This window comes from Undibacterium sp. SXout20W, from assembly GCF_049340285.1.
In the GTDB taxonomy this organism is placed as follows: domain Bacteria; phylum Pseudomonadota; class Gammaproteobacteria; order Burkholderiales; family Burkholderiaceae_D; genus Undibacterium.
The window spans coordinates 12,712-36,778 of sequence record NZ_JBMPPH010000002.1; the positions used below are offsets into that span (position 1 = coordinate 12,712).

The window sequence follows — 24,067 nt, forward strand, 5'->3', positions numbered from 1 at the left end:
ACTAGCGCAGCTCAGTTCTGCGTCATTAATCAAAGGAAAATACTGTGGCACGTTATATCGGACCAAAAGCTAAATTATCCCGCCGTGAAGGCACGGATCTGTTTCTGAAAAGCGCACGTCGTTCTTTAGATTCAAAATGCAAACTCGACGCAAAACCAGGTCAACATGGTCGCACTTCTGGTGCTCGTACCTCTGACTTCGGTAACCAATTGCGCGAAAAGCAAAAAGTTAAACGTATGTACGGCATCTTGGAACGTCAATTCCGCCGCTACTTCGCTGAAGCTGATCGTCAAAAAGGCAACACTGGCGAAACACTGTTGAAATTGTTGGAATCCCGTCTGGATAACGTTGCTTACCGTATGGGTTTCGGCTCCACACGTGCTGAAGCACGCCAATTGGTAAGCCACAAAGCATTCACAGTCAACGGTATCGTTGTGAACATCGCTTCCTACCAAGTTAAGTCTGGTGACGTTGTTGCTGTTCGCGAAAAAGCGAAAAAGCAAGTACGTATCGCCGAAGCGCTGTCTCTGGCAGAACAGGGTGGCATTCCATCTTGGGTTGCTGTTGATGCGAAGAAAATGGAAGGCACTTTCAAGTCCATGCCAGATCGTAGCGACATCGCTCACGATGTCAACGAATCTCTGATCGTTGAATTGTATTCTCGTTAATATTAAGTTTCTCTGCCTGCCTGTTTTACGACAGGCAGGCTTTTTCTTTAATGCCATCAGCCTTATCGGTGTAACGAACCGAGGGTATTGAAAAGGACATTTCATGCAAAACAATCTGTTGAAACCACGTATCATCGATGTGGAAATGCTGGGTGCTGGTCACGCAAAAGTGACTATGGAACCATTTGAACGTGGCTATGGCCACACACTGGGTAACGCGCTTCGTCGCGTTCTGTTGTCCACAATGACAGGCTACGCGCCAACTGAAGTAACTATCGGTGGCGTTGTTCATGAGTATTCTTCCCTTGATGGCGTGCAAGAAGATGTCGTTGATATCCTGTTGAACTTGAAAGGTGTTGTATTCAAGTTGCACAACCGCGATGAAGTGACTTTGACTTTGAAGAAAGATGGCGAAGGCGCAGTTTTGGCTTCCGATATCGATCTGCCACACGATGTGGAACTGATCAACCCGGATCACGTGATCGCTAATTTGACTGCTGGCGGCAAACTCGACATGCAGATCAAAGTAGAAAAAGGCCGTGGCTATGTGCCAGGTAATGTTCGTCGTCTCTCAGAAGATGCGAACAAAACTATCGGTCGTATGATTCTGGATGCTTCTTTTTCTCCAGTACGTCGTGTTTCTTATGCAGTTGAGTCCGCTCGTGTTGAGCAGCGTACTGATCTGGATAAACTGGTCATTAACATCGAAACAAACGGTGTGATTTCTCCAGAAGAAGCAATTCGTCAATCCGCACGCGTGTTGGTTGATCAATTGAATGTATTTGCTGCACTCGAAGGTACTGAAGCCGCTGCTGAAGCACCATCCCGCGCGCCTGCAGTTGACCCAGTTCTGTTACGTCCAGTCGATGACTTGGAATTGACAGTTCGTTCAGCTAACTGCTTGAAAGCAGAAAACATTTACTACATTGGTGATCTGATCCAGCGTAGCGAAAACGAATTGTTGAAGACACCAAACCTGGGTCGCAAGTCTTTGAACGAAATCAAAGAAGTGCTGGCATCCCGTGGCTTGTCTTTGGGCATGAAGTTGGAAAACTGGCCACCAGCTGGCTTGGAAAAATAATTTGTAACCTTGGGCAGCGTTGCTGCCCAAATTTAATCGTAGTACTGACCGGCCCGCGCTAACAAAAAAATATGCGTTAGCGATAGAAGAGCTGGCTTTTTTAAAACTTTAAAAGGAATTACCATGCGTCATCGTCACGGCTTACGTAAGCTGAATCGAACCTCTTCCCACCGTTTAGCAATGTTGCGCAACATGACAGTTTCTCTGTTGCGTCACGAAGCAATCAAAACAACTTTGCCAAAAGCAAAAGAACTGCGCCGCGTTATTGAGCCGATTCTGACTTTGGGTAAAACAGACACATTGGCAAACAAGCGTTTGGCTTTCTCCCGCCTGCGTGACCGCGAAATGGTTGTTAAATTGTTTGCTGAATTGGGCCCACGTTACGCAAATCGTAACGGCGGCTACCTGCGTATCCTGAAAATGGGTTTCCGCGTTGGTGACAATGCACCTATGGCATACGTTGAACTGCTGGATCGCCCAGAAGTTTCGGACGCAGCTGAAACACCAGAAGTATAATTTTTAACGGAACGTGCTTAATCTGTTCCGTTGAATGACGAAAAAACCGCTCAGCTAGTCTGGGCGGTTTTTTTTGGGTCGGTTTCTGGAGAAACGAAGTAACCTGGCAGAAGTTTCTTTTATGAAAATTTCGCAAGGTGTTCATCATTCTCCTGCTCTTGATACAATAGCAGACTATGAAAGAAAAAATGGATCAGGTGCTGTTAGTTATCACTAGCTGCCCCGACAAAGCAACAGCGATTCATATCGCAGAACGTTTACTCGCTGCAAAATTGGCTGCTTGTGTGAACATTATGCCTGACGTAATGTCTTTATATATGTGGAATGGGAAGCAAGAGACGGCACACGAGGTTTTATTACAGATAAAAACCACCAGTAATGCTTATCCTGCGCTTCAAGCTTGTATTACAGAAAACCTTCCTTACGAAATACCAGAAATAATCGCACTTCCCGTTGTCGCTGGCTTACCCGCCTATTTGCAATGGGTTAATGAACAAACAGGACGTCAATGAAACTGCCTCGTAATCTTGCCTTAATGCGTATCCCGCATCCTTTTTCCGTCATGTTTCAGGTTGTGCTGATAGCGGCATGCTTATTTACTGCTTCTTTCGTTAAAGCTGAAGATTTTCTTGATCCCGAAGTCGCTTTCACTGCGGCCGCAAAAATGGTGGAACCTGGTGTGGCTGAAGTGACATTGTCGGTGGCCGATGGTTACTATTTATACCGTGAGCGCTTGAAATTTACCTCGGATGATGCGCAGTTGGGTGAGCCAGTTCTGCCCAAAGGGAAAGTGAAATTCGACGAAACTTTCCAGAAAGAAGTGGAAACGTATCGCCACTCGGTCGTGGTAAGAATCCCTGTCAAGGCAGATCACGAATTCAGCCTCAAAGTGGTTCGTCAGGGATGCGCTGATCAAGGCTTGTGCTACCCGCCATTAGAGAGCGTTTTTAAATTGCCGATTACGGTACAAGCGGGAACATCCGGTCAGGCCGGTGCGGTATCGCAGACGTCCGCCGCAGCAGGGGCAACAAGCGATGCGGAAACCAGTACCATCAGCGCTGCATTAAAGAGTGGTAAGTTACTTGTCATTCTGCCCTTGTTTTTTGTGTTAGGCCTTGGCTTATCGTTGACACCGTGTGTGCTACCGATGGTGCCAATTTTGTCCTTTATCATCGTTGGCGAGGGTGTTGGTGTGAGCCGCCTTCGTGCATTCTTGTTGTCAGTTGCTTATGTGCTGGGTATGTCTTTGGTGTATACGGCCATGGGTATTGGCGCAGGTCTCGCTGGTGAGGGCTTGGCCGCAACACTTCAAAATCCTTGGGTACTCAGCGCTTTCGCTTTGTTGATGATTGCCTTTGCTTTGTCCATGTTCAATGTCTATCAGTTGCAGATGCCAGCCGCTTTGCAGACCAAGCTCACTGAAGTCTCCGAAGGACAACGGAATAGCAAGCTCGGCAAGCTTTTTGGTGTGTTTTTAATGGGCGCAATCTCTGCGCTAATCGTTGGTCCCTGTGTCACTGGGCCACTGCTCGGTGCCTTGGTGTACATCAGCCAGACCCGTGACATCCTCGTGGGTGGCGCAGCGATGTTTGCGATTGCAATTGGTATGGGTGTGCCCCTCCTTTTATTGGGCTTGTCTGCTGGTAGCCTGTTGCCGCGCGCTGGCGTATGGATGGAAAGTATCAAGCACTTTTTTGGTGTATTGATGCTGGCAATGGCGTTATGGATGGTGTCACCAGTTTTGCCTGCGTGGGTGCAAATGTCAGGCTGGGCCGCCTTGTTAATTGGTTACGGCGCTTATCAATTATTTTTTCAGCGCTCCGGGATGTTTGCTAAAACCGTGGGTGTCATCTTTGCATTGCTTGGTGCGACACAACTCATTGGTGTTGTGAGTGGCAGTCGTGATATTTACGCGCCCCTGTCACATTTAATGGGTACAGAAGCACCAAAAGTTACCTTTACCCGTGTCCGTACCATTGCGGAATTAGATGCAGCCTTGGCACAGAACAAAGGTAAGATAGCGATGCTGGATTTTTATGCAGACTGGTGCGTGTCATGCAAGGAAATGGAAAAGCTGACTTTCCCGCATCCACAGGTCAAAGCACGACTTGATACGATGTTATTGTTGCAAGTTGATGTGACGGCGAATAACGCGGATGACAAAGCATTGTTAAAACGTTTCAATCTGTTTGGTCCGCCGGGGATTATTTTCTTTAGCAGTATGGGCACAGAAATCGCCGATGGCCGTGTTGTTGGTTTTCAGGACGCTGATAAATTCTTACAGTCTCTAATGAAAAATGAGGTAAACAAATAGTGCCTTATACAAGCATTAGCAATAGCATTTGGTCGTTCCGATATTGCCTGATGCTAAGTTGTAAAGAAGTTGTTGGTTTCTTATACACATACAGATATAAGCTAGCAACTTCTCTGTTCTTGAATCATCATTAATCAAGTCCTATAGTCAAACCCTACGCTTTTTGGAGATAAACATGACTTTACGTTTAGGTGATACCGCACCAGATTTTGAACAAGATTCCTCGATTGGAAACCTGAAATTTCATGAGTGGGCTGGTGACTCATGGGTTGTTTTGTTTTCCCATCCAGCGGATTTTACGCCAGTCTGCACGACAGAATTAGGCCTGACAGCCAAGCTTAAGCCAGAGTTCGATAAACGCAACGTGAAGGCAATTGCATTGTCTGTTGACGGCGCTGCATCGCATATTCAGTGGATCAAAGATATTGAAGAGACACAACACACGGTCGTTGGTTTTCCTATCATCGCCGATGCAGATCGCAAGGTTGCGACTCTGTTCGATATGATTCACCCAAATCAATCAGAAACAGTCACAGTACGTTCTTTGTTCATTATTGATCCAAAGAAAAAAGTCCGCCTGATCATTACTTACCCACTGAGCACAGGTCGTAATTTTGATGAAGTGTTACGTGTGATTGATGCCTTGCAGCTGACCGATGGTTACACAGTCGCCACACCAGGTAACTGGCGCGATGGCGATGACGTGATTATTCCTTTGTCGATCAAAGACGAAGAAGTCATCAAGCAAAAATATCCAAAAGGTTACAAAGCGCCTAAGCCGTATCTGCGCATAACACCGCAACCGAATAAGTAAATTTTTCGAAAAAAAAAGCCCGACTGCAAAATTGCGAGTCGGGCTTTTTTTATTGTAGAAAATTTGTTATCTCATCGGGGTAATCTGTTCCGCATAATCATACAGAGCACCGAGGATATCCTCCGCACTTTCATCAGCTTCCTCAGACAACTGATCAATCTTTTCAAAGAACTGCTCCACGGTTAATGCATTTCCGGCGCCGTCATGCAAACGTTGGGCGCGATGTTCTTCCCATGTTTCCGCTTCTTCTGCAGTCAGACTTTCTGGGAAGTTTCTGGCTCGGTAGCGGAAAAATAGTTCTTCGAGACGGCGGTCTTGGAACGAAGGCTGGGCCTGCGCCAATTGCGCGGTGGACATGTGTCGCAAATCATTCAGCAGCCGCCGGTCACCACCGGCGATGAAGCCATTATATAAATCTTCATCGACATCGCTCGTGGCCATTTGTGGCCGATCAAATACAGCATCCCAGATAACCCCCATCTCCGGCGCTGTCGCCGCAATCTCAGCATGTGCCATGATGTGATTCAACTCGATACCCCAATGCGCGGCGCGTTCGGCACTCAGCGTTTTCAGGTTGCTGATGACGATCGGCGATTTGTTGATATGAATAGTCTTGATTGGCAAGCGCTTGACACCTTCTGGCAAATCGTTGACTTTACTAAACATACGCAATTGAATTTCTTCTGCTTTCAGTGAAAACAACTCGTTAGGGTCTGATTGCAAGTCCCAGACAATGATTTCATTTTTATTCGTCGGATGCATCGCCAAAGGCCAGACGACAGTGAGGCAACCTTGCTCGACTGGGATCATGCCCGTGACGTGCAACAGCGGCCGTTTTACCGGCCAGCCTATTTCTTCTATCACGCGATCTTTTTTACGCAAACCCAAACAGAAATCAAATAAGCGGGGATTTTTTTCACGCAGCAAACGGGCAAATGCGATCGTGGCGCGCACGTCAGACAAGGCATCATGTGCAGCGTCGTGATGTAAGCCGTTGGCGGCACTTAAATGTTCCAGGCGGAAGCTGGTTTTACCTTCGTTATTGGTTGGCCACTCTATACCGTCAGGACGAAGTGCGTACGCGGTACGAACGACATCGAGGATGTCCCAGCGACTGCAATTGTTTTGCCATTCACGTGCATAGGGGTCGATCAAATTGCGCCAAAATAAAAAACGCGTTACTTCATCATCAAATCGTATCGAGTTGTAACCGACCCCGATGGTGCCGGATTGAGAAAATGCGGCTTCGATCTGCTGGGCAAACTGGTATTCAGGGACCCCCCGCTCCAGGCAGATTTGCGGGGTGATGCCGGTTATTAAACAGGCTTGCGGTTCCGGCAAAAAGTCGGGAGCCGGCCGGCAATAGACCATTATTTCTTCACCGATTTCATTCAGTTCGGCATCGGTGCGGATCGCTGCAAACTGCGCGGGGCGATCCCGGCGTGGCACAGCACCAAAAGTTTCGTAATCGTGCCACAGAAAGGTGTAGTCTTGCATGCGCTAATATGGTTTTATTGAAAGTAAAGAAGAGGGGAGTATCTAAAAATATCTATACAAGCATTAGCCTACAGGTTCATTTTTCAACATACTCCATCCTAGTATTCATTTTGGCGTAAAGTTGCCACAGAGTGATTTCTGCCGATGATTCCCAGCCAAAACAAAGATATCAGGTAAATCGCGATCATACTCACTTGTACCCATGATGGTAAGTGCACAATTCCAAACCACATCGGACTATAGACCAGCATAGCAGCACCCAGTATCAGGCGGCTGGATTCCAGAATAATGAATTTTCTTTTCTGCTCCAATAAGCCGCCAACGATCCAAAATCCTGCAAATAACCAAAGCGCGTAAAGCGTGCTGGAAAGTAAATTCGCTGTCGGCGCAGACAATAGAAAATGCGTCGTCATATGCATCGTTATAGTGAATTGCGCAAGACAATACCACAGCATGCCAGAATTGAGAGGTGGATTATATAGCGGACGGTTCAATTGAAACTGCGCAGTGTTGTTCTGAGCGGCCAGATCATCAGGCAGCCAGCCAGGCGGCATGAACCAAATCTTGATTTTGTCATGCCAACGCCGAGTGCGCCAGGCATCCGAGGCGACCGCCTGATAGACTTCCAGATTAGCCCGGAGAGGGTTCCAACTGCGTAAGGGTTTGCGTGTACCGAATACGACCGGATGCGCATCCAGTTCTTCCGTGTACGTACCAAAAATCCGGTCCCAAATGAGCAGAATGCCACCAAAATTTTTATCCAGGTACAAATCGTTCACTGCGTGATGTACACGATGGTTAGAGGGTGACACAAACACACGATCAAACCAGCCAAGTTTATCGATCTGCTGCGTATGGATCCAGAATTGATAAATCAGATCGATGAGAGCGACAACAACGTAAACTTCCACCGGGAAGCCCAAAATCGCTAAGGGCAGATAAAAAATCCAGCCAAAGAGTGGTCCTGTGCTGGTTTGGCGCAATGCGGTCGACAGGTTGTATTCTTCGCTTTGATGATGCACCACATGCGCCGCCCACAACAGGTTGGTATGATGGCCCATGCGGTGTAACCAATAATACAAAAAATCATACAACAATAGGCCGCAGACCCAGACCCAGATCGATTCTGCAGATAATTGAAATAGGGCAAAGTGCCGTGCAACCCAGGCATAAATGCCGATGACGAAGACTTTTAAAAATACCCCTGAAATCTGGCTCATGATACCCAGGCTGATGCTGTTGATTGCGTCATTAATCCGGTAGGTATGCCGCTGACGTCGCCAGGCGACAATGAATTCGGTAGCGATCAGTATAAAAAATACCGGGCTAGCGAATAGGATGATTTTTTCTTGCATGTGCTGCTCCAGACTATGGATGTATCTGGAACATGCTAGTCAGCTTTGGGGTGACATGCAATATTGATTTATATTATTTAACCTTAACAGCGAATATTGGTGAAAAATTATGCTGTTGCCAGTCAGTTTTGGTGTGATCGCGTTCTTAGTGACTCTTGCTTCGGACGAGGCATGTCGTTTGCATTAGAACTTTGCCTATGCCCGAAAAAAAGACACAGTTAAAAGTGCCTTTGCAAACACCTCTCATCTGCGTCTCCGTCGATTTTCTTTGATTGATTTAGTAAAAATATCAATCTGGATGTTTTAATAAGCGTGCAATATCTCTGGCAAAGTAAGTTAAGACTCCATCAGCACCCGCGCGTTTGAAAGCTAACATGGCTTCCATCATCGTTTTGTTATGGTCGAGCCAGCCATTCTGCGCCGCTGCTTTAATCATTGCGTATTCACCACTGACCTGATACGCAAAAGTCGGTACCCGGAATTCATCTTTCACGCGGCGTACGATATCCAGATACGGCATGCCAGGTTTGACCATGACCATATCCGCGCCTTCTTCTAAATCCAACGCAACTTCGCGCAAGGCTTCGTCGCTGTTCGCCGGATCCATTTGATAGCTTGCTTTGTCGCTTTTGCCCAAATTCGCTGCCGAACCCACTGCATCACGGAAGGGACCATAAAATGCTGATGCATATTTAGCTGAGTACGCCATGATGCGCGTATGGATGAAATTATTCGCCTCTAAAGCACGACGGATTGCACCAATGCGGCCATCCATCATATCGCTTGGTGCAACAATGTCAGCACCTGCACGCGCATGTGTGAGCGCCTGCTTTACCAACATTTCAGTGGTTTCGTCATTCATGACATAGCCATTCGCATCGAGCAATCCATCCTGGCCGTGACTTGTGTAAGGATCAAGCGCGATATCGCTTAAGATACCTAATTCAGGGAAGCGGCTTTTTAATTCGCGGATCGCGCGCGGTATCAAGCCCTCTGGATTAGTTGCCTCAATCCCATCCGGGGTTTTTAAGCTGGAATGAATCGCCGGAAAAAGTGCCATCACTGGGATACCCAAAGCAACGCAATCTTCCGCCACACCTAACAGGACATCGATAGAAACCCGTTCTACACCTGGCATCGACGCGACTTTTTCGCATTGATTGACGCCATCAATCACAAATACTGGATAAATCAGATCGGCGGCAGTGACAATGTTTTCACGCATCATTGCGCGGGAGAAGACGTCCTTACGCATGCGGCGCATACGGACGGCGGGGAATTGGGTATTTTTATGATGGGACATAATAATTTTAAGAAAGAATTTAGGCCAACGAACACATATTAATCAATTTTTGATGAAACTTTTTCCGTCTCGCACCATCTGAGAGCTTAGGTGAAGGATGTCTCCTCGCCTACTGCTTCTTTTCCCTGAGCAGGCACCGTGAGTCCCTATGCTTTGCGGTGTTATTGCCCCGATTCCACAATGACTCGGGGCTTTTTTACTTCGACTAGTCTGCTTCAGGGTGATCTTTAGCGTTATCTTCAGCGTTACCTTCTGTGCCTACATCTTCGGCAGCATCAGCATCAAGGATGTCTTCACCATTCTTCAGAATTTCTGGTTCACGATCAAGGCCGACCAGTCTTTGTATCGTCGCATCGGCTTCTTCTATGCCGATACGTTTCAAGGCCGAGAATAATTGGATGGTGAACGGGAACAAAGGACCTTCATTATCGACGTACTGAGATAACACTTCTTTGGCCTGGCGCAAGGCAGTCGTACATTCGCTGCGGTTTAATTTGTCAGCTTTAGTCAAAATGCAATGAATTGGCCGACCGGTCGGTGCAAACCATTCCAACATCTGGATATCCAAATCAGTAAATGGACGACGGGCGTCCATGATCAGCACTAACGCCGCTAGTTGGGTTCTTCGTTGTACATACGCCCCAAGCAGTTGATTCCAGTGTTGTTTTGCTGCACCAGGCACTTCGGCGTAGCCATAACCAGGCAAATCGACGATCAGAGCGCGAATCTCATCGACCCGCGTTTCATCTTTGCGGTGCTGGCCAACATGAGCGCCACCAATCGAAAAATAGTTAATATGCTGCGTTCGACCAGGAGTCTTTGACGCAAAACAAAGTTTCTTTTGATTACATAGGGTATTAATGGCAGTCGATTTGCCAGCGTTAGATCGGCCGGCGAATGCGATTTCCGGTACGTGGGTGCGCGGTAGATCACGTAAATGATTTACCGTAGTAAAGAAGCGGGCTTGCCAAAGGATAGACATAGAGGAAAGGAAAGATTGAAAAATGCAACAGTCAGCGGTAAAAACGCTTAAAAGCTATTGTACAATAAGGGGTTAGATATGGGCAGAAGTAAACAAGTCCAGTCCTACTCTGGATATCAATACCGGTTTGAGTTACCTCAAGCCACATTAGTAGCTACGTGTCGCCATCAGGGCCGATTTCTATTATTTAGTCTCAGGGTGTATGAATGAACCGTGCTTTCTTACCAGTTTTGAAATCCATTAGCATCGCTATTCTGGCGATGTCTTCTATTGCTTCCGTGGCTTATGCCAATGAAGGAGCCAAGTCAGCCAAAGCAGATCCAGCTAAAGGCGAGGCTTTGTTTACCAACGGCGATGCGGCGCGCGGGATTGTTGCCTGCGTCTCTTGCCATGGGGAACATGGTAATTCGACCATTTCGGTCAATCCAAAGTTGTCAGCCCAGAATGAAGCGTATATTGCCAAGCAATTACATGACTTTACGGGTGCAGACCGCAATAATCCGGTGATGACGACGTTTGCTAAAGCCATGACGCCAGAAGATATGAAAAATCTGGCTGCCTATTTGTCTTTGCAAAAATCGACCTCTGGCGCGGCGAAAAATAAAGATATCGTCGAACTTGGCAAGCAAATTTATCGTGGCGGTATCGCTGAGAAAAACGTTCCAGCCTGTGCTGGTTGTCATGGCCCGAGTGGTGCTGGTATTCCTGCGCAATTCCCACGTATTGCTGGACAACATCAGGATTATACCATTGCTCAGTTGACCAATTTCCGCACGGGTGCACGCAAAAACAGCGCGCAAATGATGACCATCGGCAAAAAAATGTCTGATGATGAGATGAAAGCCGTTGCAGATTACGTTGCTGGATTGAAATAAATATAAATTCGGACTATTGCCTCTTTCGTTCGCTTTAATTCTGCGATTGCAGTTATTGCATTAATGGCAATAACTGCAATCAGAGCAACAGCTCCGGCAGCTGCCACAGTTGCTGCAGAACGGGAAGTACGAGGCTAGCCTTTATTTTGAAATACATTATGGAGGGGGTGGCGAATTGCCATCCCCTTTTTTTCAGGTTTTTCTCGGAGCAGTATGGATAATAAGATCGATGCCGAACTGGCGACTACCACCGCCGGCATACACATCAACACTCGCAAAGTTTGGTTGGCAGACGCCATAGAATTGCTGTCGTCGATGCGGTTTGCGATTAGTTTGCTTGTGATGATAGCGATCGGCGCAATTATCGGCACGATTGTGAAGCAGAATGAGCCGATACCAAATTACATCAATCAATTTGGACCGTTTTGGTTTGAAGTTTTTGGAAAATTTTCTTTGTACTCAGTTTATTCGGCATGGTGGTTCATGCTTCTCGTGGGCATATTGGTTGTATCAACCTCGTTGTGCATCATTAGAAATACGCCAAAAATGCTGAAAGATATGCGCAGTTGGCGTGAAAATGTACGTGAACAATCGTTGCGTAACTTTCGTCACAAAGCCGAATGGCATTCCAGTGGTGCTCGAAGCATATTGACTAATGGCTTGACAGATCATCTCGCACGCGTTGGTTATCGTTTTAAAGTCGTAGAAAAGGACGGGGGGACTCTGATTGCTGCAAAGCAGGGCGCCGCAAATAAATGGGGATATATTTTTGCGCATAGTGCAATAGTTATTATTGTCATTGGCGCAATGCTTGACTCTGAAATGCCAATTCATTTTCAGCAATGGTTCATGGGTAAAGTCCCCTTTGACGGAAATGGCATCATCGCCAATATTCCTGAAAAGCATCGCTTGCCTCTCGCTAACCCCACTTTCCGTGGTAACACCATGATTCCGGAAGGAGCGAGCAGCGATACCGCAATTATTCCGCAACAGACCGGCGTTTTTATTCAGGATTTGCCGTTCACCATCCGCTTGAAAAAATTTACCATTGATTTTTATAGCACTGGCATGCCGAAGCTCTTTGCCAGCGATGTTGAGATTATCGATCACGAGACCGGAAAATCTTTTTCTTCGACGATTAAAGTCAATCAGCCGCTGATTTACAAAGGCATTGCGGTGTACCAGTCCAGCTTTGAAGACGGTGGTAGCCGACTCAAATTAAGCGCTTTTCCTATGACTGGCGCGCAGCAAAAGCCGTTTGAAATCGCTGGTGAGGTGGGAAGTACAACCGCATTGGCAGGTTCTATATCTGGTCAAAATAATAATGATATGACAATTGAATGGTCAGGCTTCAGACCATTTAACGTCGAGAATATGGCCCGTAATGGTGCTGACGTGCGTGCCGCCAATGCAAAGCAAACCTTTAATGAACAATTCAGTACCGATCTGAACAAGCATTTAGGTTCAGCCGGTAAGAATGCGAATAACAAAGATTTGAAAAATGTCGGCCCCAGCGTGCAATACAAATTGCGCGACAAAACCGGCCAAGCGCGTGAATTTAGCAACTACATGCAATCAACGTTGGTCGACGGCGATTACATGTTCCTCGCTGGCACGCGTGATTCACCTGCCGATCAGTTCCGTTACCTGCGCATTCCCGCCGACGATAACGATAGCGTCAATGAGTGGATGCGTTTGCGTGCCGCCATGAATAATCCCGTTCTGCGTGAAGCAGCGGCACAACGATATGCGGCACGGGCGATGTCATCGTCATTGCCCAATGCAAAACAACTACAAGCCCAGTTAGCGGAGTCTGCGAAGAAGAGTTTGAACATCTTCGTTGGTGATAGTAAACAAGCAGGGTTTGTCGCCATCTCTCACTTTTTAGAACAAATTCCTGCTGCCGATCAAGCGAAAGCGGCGGATGTGTTTATGAAAATTTTGAACGGTAGCATGTGGGATTTATGGCAACTGGCACGTGCTCAAGACGGTTTGCCAGAGCTGGAATTAGATGAAAAGCACGCCCGTTTCCTGCAATTAGCGACCGGCGCGATGTCTGACGCTTATTTCTACGGTGCACCAGTTTATTTGCAACTGAAAAATTTTGAAGAGGTCAAAGCGTCAGTGTTGCAAGTGACTCGCTCGCCTGGCAAAAAAGTGGTCTACCTCGGTTGCTTGTTGTTGGTACTTGGTGTTTTTTCCATGTTCTATATTCGCGAACGCCGCTTATGGATCTGGCTCAAGGACGATGGCGACGGAACGGCTATACTGATGGCCTTGAGCTCGCAGCGCAAAACGCTGGATTTTGAGAAAGAATTTGAGCAGTTAAAAATACAGTTAGGTCAAATCGTCAATCTCGGGCATGCTTGAGAGCGATTTTCGCATTTAGCTTACACTGACAATCCGGATAGGTTGTTTGAGGATATAAAATGGAAATGACACAAAACTACACACCTTATCAGGGCTTTTTAAAGCGACTGACGGTGCTTGACTGGCTCTATGCCGTCGCCTTGTGCATGGCGTCGTTGTTTGCGCTGAGCCGTTTTGGCGGCTTTATGGATGCCTATGAAAAAGGTGTTCTGCTGCTGGCAGCTCCCACTTTTGCCTGGTTAGGCTGGCATTGGAAACCAGTGCGTTGGTTAATTCCAGTACTTGCTTTGTTCAGTCTTTTCGCGATACACCTGTATGCTGGTTCGTTAGACATGGCGAATCAGAAGTTTTTCCTGAAATATTTACTTTCCAGCCAGTCAGCGATTTTGTGGATGGGAACACTGTTCTTTTTGTCGACGCTGTTTTATTGGGGGGGATTGATCGCGCGTTCTAATTTTGGCTCCTCAGTCGGTTCGGTTCTGTGCTGGGCAGCGGTCATTATGGGCTTTACCGGTATGCTGGTGCGTTGGTATGAATCGTATCTGGTGGGGATGGATGTTGGTCATATTCCGGTGTCGAATTTGTACGAAGTGTTCATTCTGTTTTCAATGATCACGGCCTTGTTTTATTTGTACTACGAACAACAATATGCAACATTGCAGTTGGGACCTTTTGTCTTATTGGTGATTTCTGCAGCGGTTGGCTTTTTGCTTTGGTACACCGTTAGTCGTGATGCCGCTGACATTCAGCCCTTGGTGCCAGCGCTGCAAAGTTGGTGGATGAAGATTCATGTACCAGCGAATTTTATTGGCTATGGTACGTTTTCTTTGGCATCAATGGTTGCATGGGCATACCTTTTGAAGTACGAGAAAGCAAAAGTCTTATGGATTGTGCTCGTGGTTGTACCGCTTTCTATTACCGCAATAGCATGGTTTTTTGCTTTTGTTCTTAACGTATCTCCGGTTGTAAATGCGGCAATTCTTTCTGCGACAAAATTTGTTGTGCCTTTGGTTTGTGTTTTTGGGCTGACAACCATAATCAGAAATCGGATTATCGACAGATTGCCTGATTCTGATCTGCTGGAAGACGTGATGTACAAAGCGATTGCGGTCGGTTTTGCTTTCTTTACGATCGCCACCATTCTTGGCGCTTTATGGGCAGCAGAAGCCTGGGGTGGTTACTGGTCCTGGGACCCGAAAGAAACCTGGGCGCTGATCGTCTGGCTAAACTATGCTGCATGGTTACATATGCGCTTGATGAAGGGTTTGCGCGGGCAAGCGGCTGCGTGGTGGGCGTTGGTCGGTTTGCTGGTTACAACTTTTGCTTTCCTTGGCGTGAATATGTTCTTGTCCGGCTTGCATTCGTATGGAACTTTATAAGTTGACTTGACTTAAATCTTCAATTTTTTTGAGCACAGAGACGCAAAACCATGGTGAAAAATAAATGGTTTCTACGTCTCTTTGCCTATTTGCTTGTTGCAAAAACGAAATATTTTTCAAATACTCTCTGAAAATGTAAGCTTCAGCAGAATTCTCCGACTCATGAGAAACTAAGTGGCAAAACGGTGATCTGAAACAACATCGCTTTGCTAGGCATCTCAACCACGGAGTCCACTATGCTGATTAAAATTCGTCCTGACGGCACCGATCTGCCGCTTTCCTCAGAAATCACCCCCCGTGCCGTGTTTGAGTCGCGCCGTGACTTTATCCGGCAACTTGCGGTTGGCTCAATTGCAGGCAGCACTTTGTATGAAATGGCAAACCGCGAAGCATTCGCGCAAACTGCTGGCGCACAAAAATTAGCGGCTGCTGCTAATCCTGCCTATGCGCTGCTAACGGAAAAAAAGACGCCCTACAAAGATGCCACGACCTACAATAATTTTTATGAATTTGGTACCGATAAGTCAGAGCCCGCACTGAATGCGGGCACCTTAAAGACGCGCCCATGGACGGTGACGATTGAAGGTGAAGTCAAAAAGCCAATTACGCTCGATATCGACAGCCTGATCAAATTAGCACCTTTAGAAGAACGTATTTATCGGATGCGCTGCGTAGAAGGCTGGTCGATGGTGATACCGTGGATAGGTTATTCTTTATCGAATCTGATTAAAAAAGTTGAGCCGACCAGTAGCGCCCGTTATATCGAATTTATCACCCTGGATGATAAAAAACAGATGCCAGGTTTGCGCAGTCCGGTGCTCGAATGGCCGTACGTCGAAGGCTTGCGTCTGGATGAAGCAAATCACCCATTGGCTCTGCTGACCTTTGGCATGTACGGCGAGGTATTGCCAAATCAAAATGGGGCGCCAGTTCGAATCGCTTTGCCTTGGAAATATGGTTTTAAATCGGCCAAATCCATCGTTAAAATCCGCTTTGTTAAAGATCAGCCACGCACCGCATGGAACATCACGGCACCGCATGAATATGGGTTCTATTCCAACGTCAATCCAGACGTCGATCATCCACGTTGGTCACAGGCGACAGAACGTCGTATTGGCGAAGATGGCTTGTTTGCCCGTAAGCGTAAAACCCTGATGTTCAATGGCTATAGCGACGTCGCTTCTTTGTATGCTGGCATGGATTTGAAGAAGTTTTTTTAATATGGCACTCTCGCAAAAACTAGTTTCTAGCGTGAAAGGCATCATTTTTTTACTGGCTCTGCTGCCATTTTTTCGCTTGGTGGCGTTCACCATTTTGGATAAGCTCGGCGCCAATCCTGTCGAGTTTATTACGCGCAATACAGGCGACTGGACCTTGTACTTTTTGTGTATCGCCTTGGCCGTCACACCCGTACGTAGACTATTGAATTGGCCGTGGTTGCTGAAACTACGCCGTATGTTGGGCTTATACGGTTTCTTCTATGCGAGCCTACATTTTCTGACATTTTTGTGGTTTGACCATTTTTTTGACTTGCAGGAAATGTGGAAAGACGTCCTGAAACGTCCTTTTATCACCGTAGGCTTCATTGCCTTTGTCGGTTTAATACCACTCGCGCTGACCAGCACCAATGGCATGATCAAGCGACTGGGTGGCAAGCGTTGGCAGTTCTTGCATAAACTGGTGTACGTCATTGTGCCCCTGGGTGTATTGCATTATTACTGGATGAAATCTGGTAAGCATGATTTGACCCAACCACTGATATTCGCGGCACTGGTTGCGACGTTACTATTGGCTCGCGTTTGGTGGCGCTGGTCGTCAAGGCTTCAAAATAAGGCTAATGCCTGATGCAATGAGGCGGTGCGCAAAAATGCTGCACTGCTTTTGCTTCGCGTAAAATTAGGCGGCATAATGTTTAGCTCTCAATTTATCCAGCCCGAGACGCTGTACAAGTATGACGACAAATCAATTACAAAAAGAACAAATGGAGACCTTCACGCAGCACAGTGCCCTTTGGGTGTTAAACCTGATTGGTTGGAAGGTGAATTTCAAAAGCTTACCCGGTCCGCTAGGGGTGATCATTGTTTATCCGCACACATCTAACTGGGATTTTGCTATTGGCATCCTGGCCAAATTAGCGATAGGTTTGCCGTTTCATTTTATTGCCAAATCTAGTTTGTTTGAAGGCATTACCGGGGCGACCATTGGCCGTATCGTCCGAAAACTTGGGGGCGAACCCGTCGAGCGTGGCGTATCGACAGGTGCTATTTCCAGACTAGCAGAAAAAATTAACCGCTCGAATTGGTATTGGATGGCCATTGCGCCGGAGGGCACACGTAGCCTGCGAGCACATTGGCGTAGCGGGTTTTATCACATTGCATTAGCGGCGAAGGTACCGTTAGGCTGTGCGTACTTTGATTTTTCCCGTAAAGAAGTGAGTCTGGTCGATTATCTGGAACTCAGCGGCGATAGTGCTACGGATCTGCAAAAAATCCGCGAAATTTATGCTGGCGTACAAGGCTGCCGACCAGCACTTGCGGGACCGATACAATTCCGTGAAGAATAAAAAAGGGGAGTATCTGTAAAACTAAGCCGATCGTCATTATGAGTACTTGGTTAATTTAAAATACTCCTGCCCAGTATTATTTCTTTTCTGGTATGGCAGAGGTGTTTTGAGTGTCAGGGCTAGCACTTGTGATGGGCTTGGTGTCTGTCGAATTGGTCGTTGGCTTTGAGACCGGCAATTCGTTGGTCAACGATCTATTTGGCAGATACAACGGCCCGCGGGCACCGCACCCGGTCAGTAGCATTGTCAGAGAAGTACAAAAAACCAGAGAAGAAATGAGAGGTCGCATCTTGTATTTGTGTAACACGGTTAGAATGGTGTTTTAAGTGTGAATCAACGCAAGGGAGTGTAGCATGACCGAATCGGAATTCCTGATAATGGCGGAGTCCTGCCTGACGCAGGTGGAAGAAATATTTGAAAAAGCCTTCGACAATGATGAGTTGGATGTTGAATGTAGCCGTAGCGGCAATGTATTGACCATTGAATTTGTAAATAATGGTTCAAAAATGATCGTCAACAGTCAGGCGCCTATGCAAGAAATGTGGCTGGCGGCACGTAGCGGTGGCTTTCATTACAAACACGATGGGCAACATTGGCTCAACACCCGCGACGGTTCAGAATTATTTGCGACGTTAAGCAGGCTGGGAAAAGAGCAAGGTCAGTGAGTGGTTTGCAGGGCAGGTACAACCCGGAAAGTTAGGGCGAAAATCGAATCGAATAATGTTGTTGATTCATCGCGGTAAAAACACAAAAAAGGCAATTTTTTAGATTGCCTTTTTTATTATGCAGATTCGTTCTAATTCGTTTCTTCAATCACCGACGGTGAGTTTAAATCCGTGACCGCCGTTCCCGGTGGGTTTTCAGCATAATAAAAATCGCCGTTTGCTGAAATAATGCCATTCGGCACAGGTCGCTCTTCCATAGGCAAATCTTTCAACGCCTTTTGCATGTAGCCTATCCAGATTGGTAAAGCCAGGCCGCCACCCGTTTCCCGGTTACCTAAGTTTCTAGGCTGGTCAAAACCAATCCACGCGATCCCAACTAATTTTGACTGATAGCCAGCAAACCAGGCGTCAAATGAGTCATTGGTCGTTCCGGTTTTGCCTGCCAGATCCGTTCGTTTCAACACCATCGCTTTCGCTGCGGTACCAAAACGCACGACGTCTTTGAGCATGCTGTCGACCAAAAATGCATTGCGCTCATCAATGACTCGATTGGCTTCATCGCCAGCTTGATCCGGTTTGGCTTGGACCAAAATAGCGCCGTTGTTATCGGTAATTTTTTTGATCAGATAAGGATTGATCTTATATCCACCGTTGGCAAATACGGCATAGGCACCTGCCATTTGCAGTGGTGTGACTGCACCTGCACCCAGCGCCAATGTCAAATACGGTGGATTTTTCTCCGGAGAGAATCCAAAACGCGTCGTGTATTCTTGCCCATATTTGGCGCCGATGCGATGCAAAATACGAATCGAAATCATATTTTTCGATTTAGTCAGACCTTTGCGCATTGTCATCGGGCCTTCGTATTTGCCATCGTAGTTTTTCGGCTCCCAAGCTTGCCCCCCAGTCTGGCCAGCATCAAAACTAATAGGCGCATCATCGATAATAGTGGCTGGCGATAAACCTTTTTCTAACGAGGCCGAATAAATAAATGGTTTAAAGCTGGAACCCGGCTGGCGCCATGCCTGTGTGACGTGATTAAATTTATTCAGGTTGTAATCAAACCCGCCAACGAGCGCTTTAATCGCACCATCATTGGTGTCTGCGGCAACAAATGCCGATTGCACCTCTGGCATTTGCGTTATTGACCAATTTTTGCCTTCTTGCATGACGCGTATCACTGCACCTCTTTGGATACGTTTGTTGGCCGGTACTTTGCTGGTCAGACCGCTGGCTGCAAAACTAATGCCGGCTTCATCAATCGTAATTTCTTCGCCATCAGCCAATACTGCACGAACCGATTTGGGTGTTGCATCTAAAACCATAGCCACTTGCAAATCATCGCTATTGCTGTGCTCAGCCAAGGCTTTTTCAATCGCATCGTCGGCAGCTTCTTTGCCCTCGGGAATCGTGATAATTGCCTCAGGGCCCCTATAACCATGCCGCTTTTCATAGTCCATGACACCGCGCCTGAGCGATAGATAGGCTGCGTCCTGATCGGCTTTTGTAATGGTGGTGTAGACATTCAGGCCACGGGTATAAGTGTCTTCTTTGAATTGCTCGTAGACTAATTGACGGGCCATTTCTGCGACATATTCGGCGTGGATACCAAATTCACTGCTATCCGTCTTGGTCGTAATCACTTCGGCTTTTGCCTGCGCGTATTGGGCGTCACTAATATATTTGAGATCGTGCATCCGCAACAGAATATATTGTTGACGCACTGCAGCACGTTGTGGATTGGCGACTGGATTGTAGGCAGATGGGGCTTTCGGCAGACCAGCCAGCATCGCCGCTTCGGCAATGGTGAGGTCTTTGATATCTTTACCAAAGTAGATTTGCGCTGCAGACGCAAAGCCATAAGCACGTTGACCCAGATAAATCTGATTCATGTAGACTTCCAAAATCTGATCCTTGGTCAGATTTTGTTCAATTTTCCATGCCAGTAATATTTCGTATATCTTTCTTTTAAACGTCTGTTCGCTCGAAAGAAAAAAATTACGTGCAACTTGCTGGGTAATGGTCGATGCACCTTGTTTAGCGCCTCCAGCCAGGTTGTGAAGTGCCGCACGGGCAATGCCCAGATAATCGACGCCGCCATGTTCGTAAAAACGGTCGTCTTCAATGGCCAATACGGCCTTTTTCATGATGTCTGGTATCTGATCAAAACGGACAACATTGCGCCGCTCTTCTCCAAACTCACCAATTAGTACATTGTCTGCCGAAAAAATACGCAAAGGCATCTTCGGCTTGTAGCTGGTAATCGAATCAAGCTCTGGCAAATTGGGATAAGCCAAGGTCAATGCAAAAACGATGATGAGTGCAATAGCAACGCCACATCCAGCGGCTAAGCCAAGAGTGCCGAGCAAGATGCGCTGAGCAATACTGCGCTTTGCAGGGGGCTTTTGTTGTTTTTCTTGCGGGGTTGAAAGTTCTTTGTCTGACATGAGTTTGTTGTGTGGCATTCGCAAACCGCATTATAACGGTTGTCGCCCAACGCACCTTTGAAACTGTGGTGGAGGCGCGCCAATCACGGCCAAATTATGCTGCGAGTGGAAATTTGGCAACGTATTACTTCGCTGCTCCGAGGAAAGTCCTTTACCATTATGGGCTATATTGCTACGATTTCATGTAAGCTTGGATAATTGTTTCGTAAATTACGGTTTTTAAAGAGATTTTTCCATTGCACCAGGTTTCGGCATCTTGCTTTGTTTCAATTTGTAAAAAGAGCACATTAATGTGTTCATGAGGGGATATTCTTGGATTTAAATCTTGCTTCACTGCTTGGCAGAAAAAATCCGCCTCTGATTGGGTTGGATATCAGTTCGTTCGACATCAAACTGGTCGAATTATCTGAAGGCAGCAATAAAGCGTACCGTTTGGAACGCTATGCTTCCGAGCCACTGCCTAAAGGCGCGATTCAGGATGGCAATATAGAAAATATCGAGCAAGTTTCCGATGCAATACGTAAATTGTTAAAAAAGAGTAGTGCAAATAGTAAAAATGTCGCCTTGGCTATGCCAGCCGCAGCGGTCATCACAAAAAAAATACTGTTATCGGCAGCGTTGAGTGATCAGGCTTTGGAAGTTCAGGTGGAGTCTGAAGCGAGTCAATACATTCCGTTTTCGATGGACGAGGTAAGTTTGGATTTTTGCGTTATAGGAACTGCTGCCAATGAAGAAGATGTCGAGGTTATGTTGGCCGCATCTCGCAAAGAAAAAATTGAAGACCGTGTCGCGGTAGCGCAAGCTGCAGGTTTGCAGGCAAAAGTCATGGATGTCGAGTCTTATGCCGCACGTGCTTCGATGCTGCGCTTAATCGAAAAGCAACCCAATGAAGGGCGTGATCAGATTTACGCGGTTTTTCAAATAGGCGCGAAACGCACTTATATTTACATCTTACTGAATGGTGAGGTAGTCTACGAGCGCGAACAGCAGTTTGGTGGCAGTCAATTAACCCAGGATATCGTTCGCAATTACGGCTTGTCGCAAGAAGAAGCGGAACTAAAAAAGAAATCCGGTGATTTGCCAGATAGTTACGAAATGGAATTACTAGAACCATTTTTGGAAAACGCAGCGCTTGAAGTCACCAGAGCCATTCAGTTTTTCTTTACATCGACCCCATATACGCGCGTTGATCAGATATTTTTGACCGGAGGATGTGCGGTTGTTACTGGCTTAGTCGATATCGTCGCAGAGAGAACTAAAATTTCTACCGCAGTCGTAAGTCCCTTTAAAGGCATGGAATTGGCCCCTGGTGTAAATGAACGGACTTTACGTAACGATGCTCCCGCTTATGCAATTGCATGTGGCCTTGCTTTGCGGAGATTTGACTGATGATAAAAATCAATCTACTTCCGCATCGTGAAGAAAAGCGGAAACAGCAAGTTAAGGACTTCTATTCGCTGCTATTGTTATCCGCGGTTGTTGGTGCGTTGATTGCGATTGTTGTAGGCGCAATTAACCAGAGCGAAATTTCAGTGCAGTCTGATCGCGTCAATTTCATCAAAAAAGAAAACGTCAAATTAGACGAGAAGATTAAAGAAATTGTCGATTTGAAACAGGAAATCGATGCATTGAAAGCGCGTCAGCAAGCCGTAGAAGATTTACAGGGCGACCGTAATCAGCCGGTCTTTTTGCTGAGTGAACTGGTGAAATACACGCCAGAAGGCGTGTATTTAGAGTCATTAAAGCAAGAAGTCCAAAAAGTGACGGTGATTGGTTACGCCCAGTCTCAGGAGCGCGTTGCTGATTACATACGTAATTTGAGTGGCAAGTCGGAGTGGATGTATCAACCAAATCTGATTGATATTCACTCTGCTGGAATTGGTCAGGGTCGGGACGCCAAAAAAGTCTACGAATTCACCATCAATGTTGCGATAAAACGCCCTCGGGAAAAAGACGAGTCCGCATCCAGTGCCGCGGCAAATGTTGAAGCCGATAAGAATCGTGCAACCCCTGGTCAATAAGTTAAGAGAATTGGAAGGTCAGGAATGGCAATTAATGTGAAAGAGCTAATTGACGATGTGGGCTCGCAGTTTCGTGATCTAAACGGCTTGCACCCTGGACTCTGGCCGTTAATCCCGCGTTTGACAGCAGGTGCGGTAGTTTTATTAGTCGTTGTATTGTTGAGCTGGTTTTTCTACTGGGATGGCCAAAACGAAGAAATTAACCAGAAAAAACAAGAAGAAGTAAAGCTAAAACAAGATTATCGTGATAAGTTGCATCAAGCGATTAATCTGGATGCTCTGAAAGACCAACGTGTCTTAGTTCAGCAATATGTTGCGGCGATGGAGCGCCAACTTCCAAGTAAAGCAGAGATGGGGGCATTATTGTCCGACATTAACCAAGCTGGTGCCGGCCGGGGTTTAGTGTTTAACTCCTTTAAACCGGGTGTCGTAACTATTAAAGATTATTACGCTGAATTGCCAATCGATATTAAATTGACTGGTAACTACCATGATCTAGGCGAATTTGTTGCTGATATCGCAATGTTGCCACGGATTGTCACATTGAATAACTTATCGATCTCTAGCAATACAAAAGACAGCATGTTGACCTTGGACGTGGTTGCTAAGACGTTTCGTTATCTTGATAAAGATGAAGTCACAGCTCAGGAAAACTTGAAAAAGGCTGCCAAAAAATGATGTTCAATAAGCTTAAATTTTTATTGATCTTGCTCGCTACAAGCCTGTTAAGCGCTTGTGGTGACAATGGTTCAAGCGAGTTGACCGAATGGATGGCGAATGTCAAAAAAGAAACCAAATTATCCATTCCCAAATTGACCCCGCCTAAAGTATTTGTACCTGTGGCTTATACCGGCAAAGACGAGTTGGATCCTTTTAATTCTTCAAAACTACTGGCCGTTTTAGCACGCATGAAATCCGATTCAACCCACGGCCCTGATATGGATAGAAGGAAAGAGGCCTTGGAGGCGTTTCCTTTGGATTCGCTCAAAATGGTCGGCACGATAGAGAAATCCGGCTTGAAGCAAGCATTGGTGCAGGCAGACAAAACCGTCTATCAAGCAAGGATTGGTGGATATATCGGGCAAAATTTTGGATTAATTACAGGTATCGCTGACGACGGAGTAGAAATAAAGGAAACCGTGCAGGATGCTGCTGGAGAGTGGGTTGAACGTAAAGTTAAGCTTGAGTTGCAGGAGAGTCAAAAATGAATGCGTTGA

23 protein-coding genes are annotated in these 24,067 nt (G+C 46.5%); 17 read left to right on the forward strand and 6 right to left on the reverse strand.

Features of this window, described 5'->3' with window-relative positions; translation table 11 throughout:
• The first annotated feature begins 44 nt into the window (after nucleotides 1-44).
• The 6 genes from rpsD to ACO0K1_RS01765 all read left to right on the forward strand — a co-directional run bounded on the left by rpsD (nucleotide 45) and on the right by ACO0K1_RS01765 (nucleotide 5,393).
• On the forward strand, nucleotides 45-668 hold the full coding sequence (gene rpsD / locus ACO0K1_RS01740) for a 30S ribosomal protein S4 (RefSeq protein WP_423022086.1): 624 nt from the start codon (nucleotides 45-47) through the stop codon (nucleotides 666-668).
• Nucleotides 669-771: 103 nt separating this feature from the next.
• A complete protein-coding gene (locus ACO0K1_RS01745; protein ID WP_423017123.1) occupies nucleotides 772-1,749 on the forward strand; it encodes a DNA-directed RNA polymerase subunit alpha in 978 nt (325 codons plus the stop codon).
• Between the two features lie 123 nt (nucleotides 1,750-1,872).
• Nucleotides 1,873-2,265, forward strand: a complete 393-nt coding sequence (rplQ, locus tag ACO0K1_RS01750; RefSeq protein ID WP_423017125.1) for a 50S ribosomal protein L17 — start codon at nucleotides 1,873-1,875, stop codon at nucleotides 2,263-2,265.
• Nucleotides 2,266-2,441: 176 nt separating this feature from the next.
• Nucleotides 2,442-2,777, forward strand: a complete 336-nt coding sequence (gene cutA / locus ACO0K1_RS01755; protein ID WP_423022087.1) for a divalent-cation tolerance protein CutA — start codon at nucleotides 2,442-2,444, stop codon at nucleotides 2,775-2,777.
• Complete coding sequence (dsbD, locus tag ACO0K1_RS01760) at nucleotides 2,774-4,579, forward strand: protein-disulfide reductase DsbD (RefSeq protein ID WP_423022088.1); 1,806 nt, start codon at nucleotides 2,774-2,776, stop codon at nucleotides 4,577-4,579. Before cutA ends, dsbD begins: the two co-directional genes overlap by 4 nt.
• Before the next feature lie 175 nt (nucleotides 4,580-4,754).
• The gene (locus tag ACO0K1_RS01765; RefSeq protein WP_423022089.1) at nucleotides 4,755-5,393 is read left to right on the forward strand and encodes a peroxiredoxin; all 639 of its coding nucleotides are present in this window, start codon (nucleotides 4,755-4,757) and stop codon (nucleotides 5,391-5,393) included.
• A 66-nt stretch (nucleotides 5,394-5,459) separates the two neighbouring features.
• Here ACO0K1_RS01765 and sbcB read toward each other — a convergent pair whose 3' ends face one another.
• From sbcB to yihA, 4 genes are all read right to left on the reverse strand, one after another.
• Nucleotides 5,460-6,890 (reverse strand): exodeoxyribonuclease I, encoded by a 1,431-nt coding sequence (sbcB, locus tag ACO0K1_RS01770; RefSeq protein ID WP_423022090.1) that lies wholly within the window; start codon nucleotides 6,888-6,890, stop codon nucleotides 5,460-5,462.
• A 98-nt stretch (nucleotides 6,891-6,988) separates the two neighbouring features.
• Nucleotides 6,989-8,245, reverse strand: a complete 1,257-nt coding sequence (locus tag ACO0K1_RS01775; RefSeq protein ID WP_423022091.1) for a sterol desaturase family protein — start codon at nucleotides 8,243-8,245, stop codon at nucleotides 6,989-6,991.
• A 289-nt stretch (nucleotides 8,246-8,534) separates the two neighbouring features.
• Nucleotides 8,535-9,548 carry a porphobilinogen synthase gene (gene hemB / locus ACO0K1_RS01780; RefSeq protein WP_423022092.1) on the reverse strand — a complete coding sequence of 338 codons (1,014 nt, stop codon included), beginning with the start codon at nucleotides 9,546-9,548 and terminating at the stop codon, nucleotides 8,535-8,537.
• A gap of 205 nt (nucleotides 9,549-9,753) precedes the next feature.
• A complete protein-coding gene (gene yihA / locus ACO0K1_RS01785) occupies nucleotides 9,754-10,530 on the reverse strand; it encodes a ribosome biogenesis GTP-binding protein YihA/YsxC (protein WP_423022093.1) in 777 nt (258 codons plus the stop codon).
• A 206-nt stretch (nucleotides 10,531-10,736) separates the two neighbouring features.
• On the opposite strand from yihA, the gene ACO0K1_RS01790 reads away from it, so the two are divergent.
• The 6 genes from ACO0K1_RS01790 (at nucleotide 10,737) to ACO0K1_RS01815 (ending at nucleotide 17,717) form a co-directional block, all read left to right on the forward strand.
• Nucleotides 10,737-11,405: a c-type cytochrome gene (locus ACO0K1_RS01790; RefSeq protein WP_423022094.1), complete on the forward strand. Its 669-nt coding sequence runs from the start codon at nucleotides 10,737-10,739 to the stop codon at nucleotides 11,403-11,405.
• 213 nt (nucleotides 11,406-11,618) lie between these two features.
• Nucleotides 11,619-13,775 (forward strand): cytochrome c biogenesis protein ResB, encoded by a 2,157-nt coding sequence (locus ACO0K1_RS01795; RefSeq protein WP_423022095.1) that lies wholly within the window; start codon nucleotides 11,619-11,621, stop codon nucleotides 13,773-13,775.
• Nucleotides 13,776-13,834: 59 nt separating this feature from the next.
• Nucleotides 13,835-15,154: a c-type cytochrome biogenesis protein CcsB gene (gene ccsB / locus ACO0K1_RS01800; protein WP_423022096.1), complete on the forward strand. Its 1,320-nt coding sequence runs from the start codon at nucleotides 13,835-13,837 to the stop codon at nucleotides 15,152-15,154.
• A 236-nt stretch (nucleotides 15,155-15,390) separates the two neighbouring features.
• A complete protein-coding gene (gene msrP / locus ACO0K1_RS01805) occupies nucleotides 15,391-16,374 on the forward strand; it encodes a protein-methionine-sulfoxide reductase catalytic subunit MsrP (RefSeq protein WP_423022097.1) in 984 nt (327 codons plus the stop codon).
• A 1-nt stretch (nucleotide 16,375) separates the two neighbouring features.
• On the forward strand, nucleotides 16,376-16,999 hold the full coding sequence (locus ACO0K1_RS01810) for a sulfite oxidase heme-binding subunit YedZ (protein WP_423022098.1): 624 nt from the start codon (nucleotides 16,376-16,378) through the stop codon (nucleotides 16,997-16,999).
• Between the two features lie 106 nt (nucleotides 17,000-17,105).
• Nucleotides 17,106-17,717: a 1-acyl-sn-glycerol-3-phosphate acyltransferase gene (locus ACO0K1_RS01815; RefSeq protein WP_423022099.1), complete on the forward strand. Its 612-nt coding sequence runs from the start codon at nucleotides 17,106-17,108 to the stop codon at nucleotides 17,715-17,717.
• A gap of 76 nt (nucleotides 17,718-17,793) precedes the next feature.
• Here the strand turns inward: ACO0K1_RS01815 and lptM are convergent, their stop codons facing one another.
• Nucleotides 17,794-18,006: an LPS translocon maturation chaperone LptM gene (gene lptM / locus ACO0K1_RS01820; protein WP_423022100.1), complete on the reverse strand. Its 213-nt coding sequence runs from the start codon at nucleotides 18,004-18,006 to the stop codon at nucleotides 17,794-17,796.
• 64 nt (nucleotides 18,007-18,070) lie between these two features.
• Between lptM and cyaY the strand changes: the two genes are divergently transcribed.
• A complete protein-coding gene (cyaY, locus tag ACO0K1_RS01825) occupies nucleotides 18,071-18,382 on the forward strand; it encodes an iron donor protein CyaY (protein ID WP_423022101.1) in 312 nt (103 codons plus the stop codon).
• Nucleotides 18,383-18,513: 131 nt separating this feature from the next.
• Here cyaY and ACO0K1_RS01830 read toward each other — a convergent pair whose 3' ends face one another.
• Nucleotides 18,514-20,829, reverse strand: a complete 2,316-nt coding sequence (locus tag ACO0K1_RS01830; protein ID WP_423022102.1) for a penicillin-binding protein 1A — start codon at nucleotides 20,827-20,829, stop codon at nucleotides 18,514-18,516.
• 312 nt (nucleotides 20,830-21,141) lie between these two features.
• Here ACO0K1_RS01830 and ACO0K1_RS01835 point away from each other — a divergent pair, with 312 nt between their 5' ends.
• The 4 genes from ACO0K1_RS01835 to ACO0K1_RS01850 are packed head-to-tail and all read left to right on the forward strand — an operon-like array spanning nucleotide 21,142 to nucleotide 24,058.
• On the forward strand, nucleotides 21,142-22,218 hold the full coding sequence (locus ACO0K1_RS01835; RefSeq protein WP_423022103.1) for a pilus assembly protein PilM: 1,077 nt from the start codon (nucleotides 21,142-21,144) through the stop codon (nucleotides 22,216-22,218).
• On the forward strand, nucleotides 22,218-22,850 hold the full coding sequence (locus ACO0K1_RS01840) for a PilN domain-containing protein (protein ID WP_423022104.1): 633 nt from the start codon (nucleotides 22,218-22,220) through the stop codon (nucleotides 22,848-22,850). The genes ACO0K1_RS01835 and ACO0K1_RS01840 overlap by 1 nt, the downstream gene beginning before the upstream one ends.
• A gap of 24 nt (nucleotides 22,851-22,874) precedes the next feature.
• A complete protein-coding gene (locus tag ACO0K1_RS01845; RefSeq protein WP_423022105.1) occupies nucleotides 22,875-23,528 on the forward strand; it encodes a type 4a pilus biogenesis protein PilO in 654 nt (217 codons plus the stop codon).
• The gene (locus ACO0K1_RS01850; protein ID WP_423022106.1) at nucleotides 23,525-24,058 is read left to right on the forward strand and encodes a pilus assembly protein PilP; all 534 of its coding nucleotides are present in this window, start codon (nucleotides 23,525-23,527) and stop codon (nucleotides 24,056-24,058) included. The genes ACO0K1_RS01845 and ACO0K1_RS01850 overlap by 4 nt, the downstream gene beginning before the upstream one ends.
• The last annotated feature ends 9 nt before the right edge of the window (nucleotides 24,059-24,067 follow it).

What these genes read in the sequence shown, in the direction of transcription:
- ACO0K1_RS01745 (WP_423017123.1), top strand. Translation starts at nt 772, where the DNA reads ATGCAAAACAATCTGTTGAAACCACGTATCATCGATGTGGAAATGCTG.
- rplQ (WP_423017125.1), top strand. Translation starts at nt 1,873, where the DNA reads ATGCGTCATCGTCACGGCTTACGTAAGCTGAATCGAACCTCTTCCCAC.
- cutA (WP_423022087.1), top strand. Translation starts at nt 2,442, where the DNA reads ATGAAAGAAAAAATGGATCAGGTGCTGTTAGTTATCACTAGCTGCCCC.
- dsbD (WP_423022088.1), top strand. Translation starts at nt 2,774, where the DNA reads ATGAAACTGCCTCGTAATCTTGCCTTAATGCGTATCCCGCATCCTTTT.
- ACO0K1_RS01765 (WP_423022089.1), top strand. Translation starts at nt 4,755, where the DNA reads ATGACTTTACGTTTAGGTGATACCGCACCAGATTTTGAACAAGATTCC.
- sbcB (WP_423022090.1), bottom strand. Translation starts at nt 6,890, where the DNA reads ATGCAAGACTACACCTTTCTGTGGCACGATTACGAAACTTTTGGTGCT.
- ACO0K1_RS01775 (WP_423022091.1), bottom strand. Translation starts at nt 8,245, where the DNA reads ATGCAAGAAAAAATCATCCTATTCGCTAGCCCGGTATTTTTTATACTG.
- hemB (WP_423022092.1), bottom strand. Translation starts at nt 9,548, where the DNA reads ATGTCCCATCATAAAAATACCCAATTCCCCGCCGTCCGTATGCGCCGC.
- yihA (WP_423022093.1), bottom strand. Translation starts at nt 10,530, where the DNA reads ATGTCTATCCTTTGGCAAGCCCGCTTCTTTACTACGGTAAATCATTTA.
- ACO0K1_RS01790 (WP_423022094.1), top strand. Translation starts at nt 10,737, where the DNA reads ATGAACCGTGCTTTCTTACCAGTTTTGAAATCCATTAGCATCGCTATT.
- ACO0K1_RS01795 (WP_423022095.1), top strand. Translation starts at nt 11,619, where the DNA reads ATGGATAATAAGATCGATGCCGAACTGGCGACTACCACCGCCGGCATA.
- ccsB (WP_423022096.1), top strand. Translation starts at nt 13,835, where the DNA reads ATGGAAATGACACAAAACTACACACCTTATCAGGGCTTTTTAAAGCGA.
- msrP (WP_423022097.1), top strand. Translation starts at nt 15,391, where the DNA reads ATGCTGATTAAAATTCGTCCTGACGGCACCGATCTGCCGCTTTCCTCA.
- ACO0K1_RS01810 (WP_423022098.1), top strand. Translation starts at nt 16,376, where the DNA reads ATGGCACTCTCGCAAAAACTAGTTTCTAGCGTGAAAGGCATCATTTTT.
- ACO0K1_RS01815 (WP_423022099.1), top strand. Translation starts at nt 17,106, where the DNA reads ATGACGACAAATCAATTACAAAAAGAACAAATGGAGACCTTCACGCAG.
- lptM (WP_423022100.1), bottom strand. Translation starts at nt 18,006, where the DNA reads ATGCGACCTCTCATTTCTTCTCTGGTTTTTTGTACTTCTCTGACAATG.
- cyaY (WP_423022101.1), top strand. Translation starts at nt 18,071, where the DNA reads ATGACCGAATCGGAATTCCTGATAATGGCGGAGTCCTGCCTGACGCAG.
- ACO0K1_RS01830 (WP_423022102.1), bottom strand. Translation starts at nt 20,829, where the DNA reads ATGTCAGACAAAGAACTTTCAACCCCGCAAGAAAAACAACAAAAGCCC.
- ACO0K1_RS01840 (WP_423022104.1), top strand. Translation starts at nt 22,218, where the DNA reads ATGATAAAAATCAATCTACTTCCGCATCGTGAAGAAAAGCGGAAACAG.
- ACO0K1_RS01845 (WP_423022105.1), top strand. Translation starts at nt 22,875, where the DNA reads ATGGCAATTAATGTGAAAGAGCTAATTGACGATGTGGGCTCGCAGTTT.
- ACO0K1_RS01850 (WP_423022106.1), top strand. Translation starts at nt 23,525, where the DNA reads ATGATGTTCAATAAGCTTAAATTTTTATTGATCTTGCTCGCTACAAGC.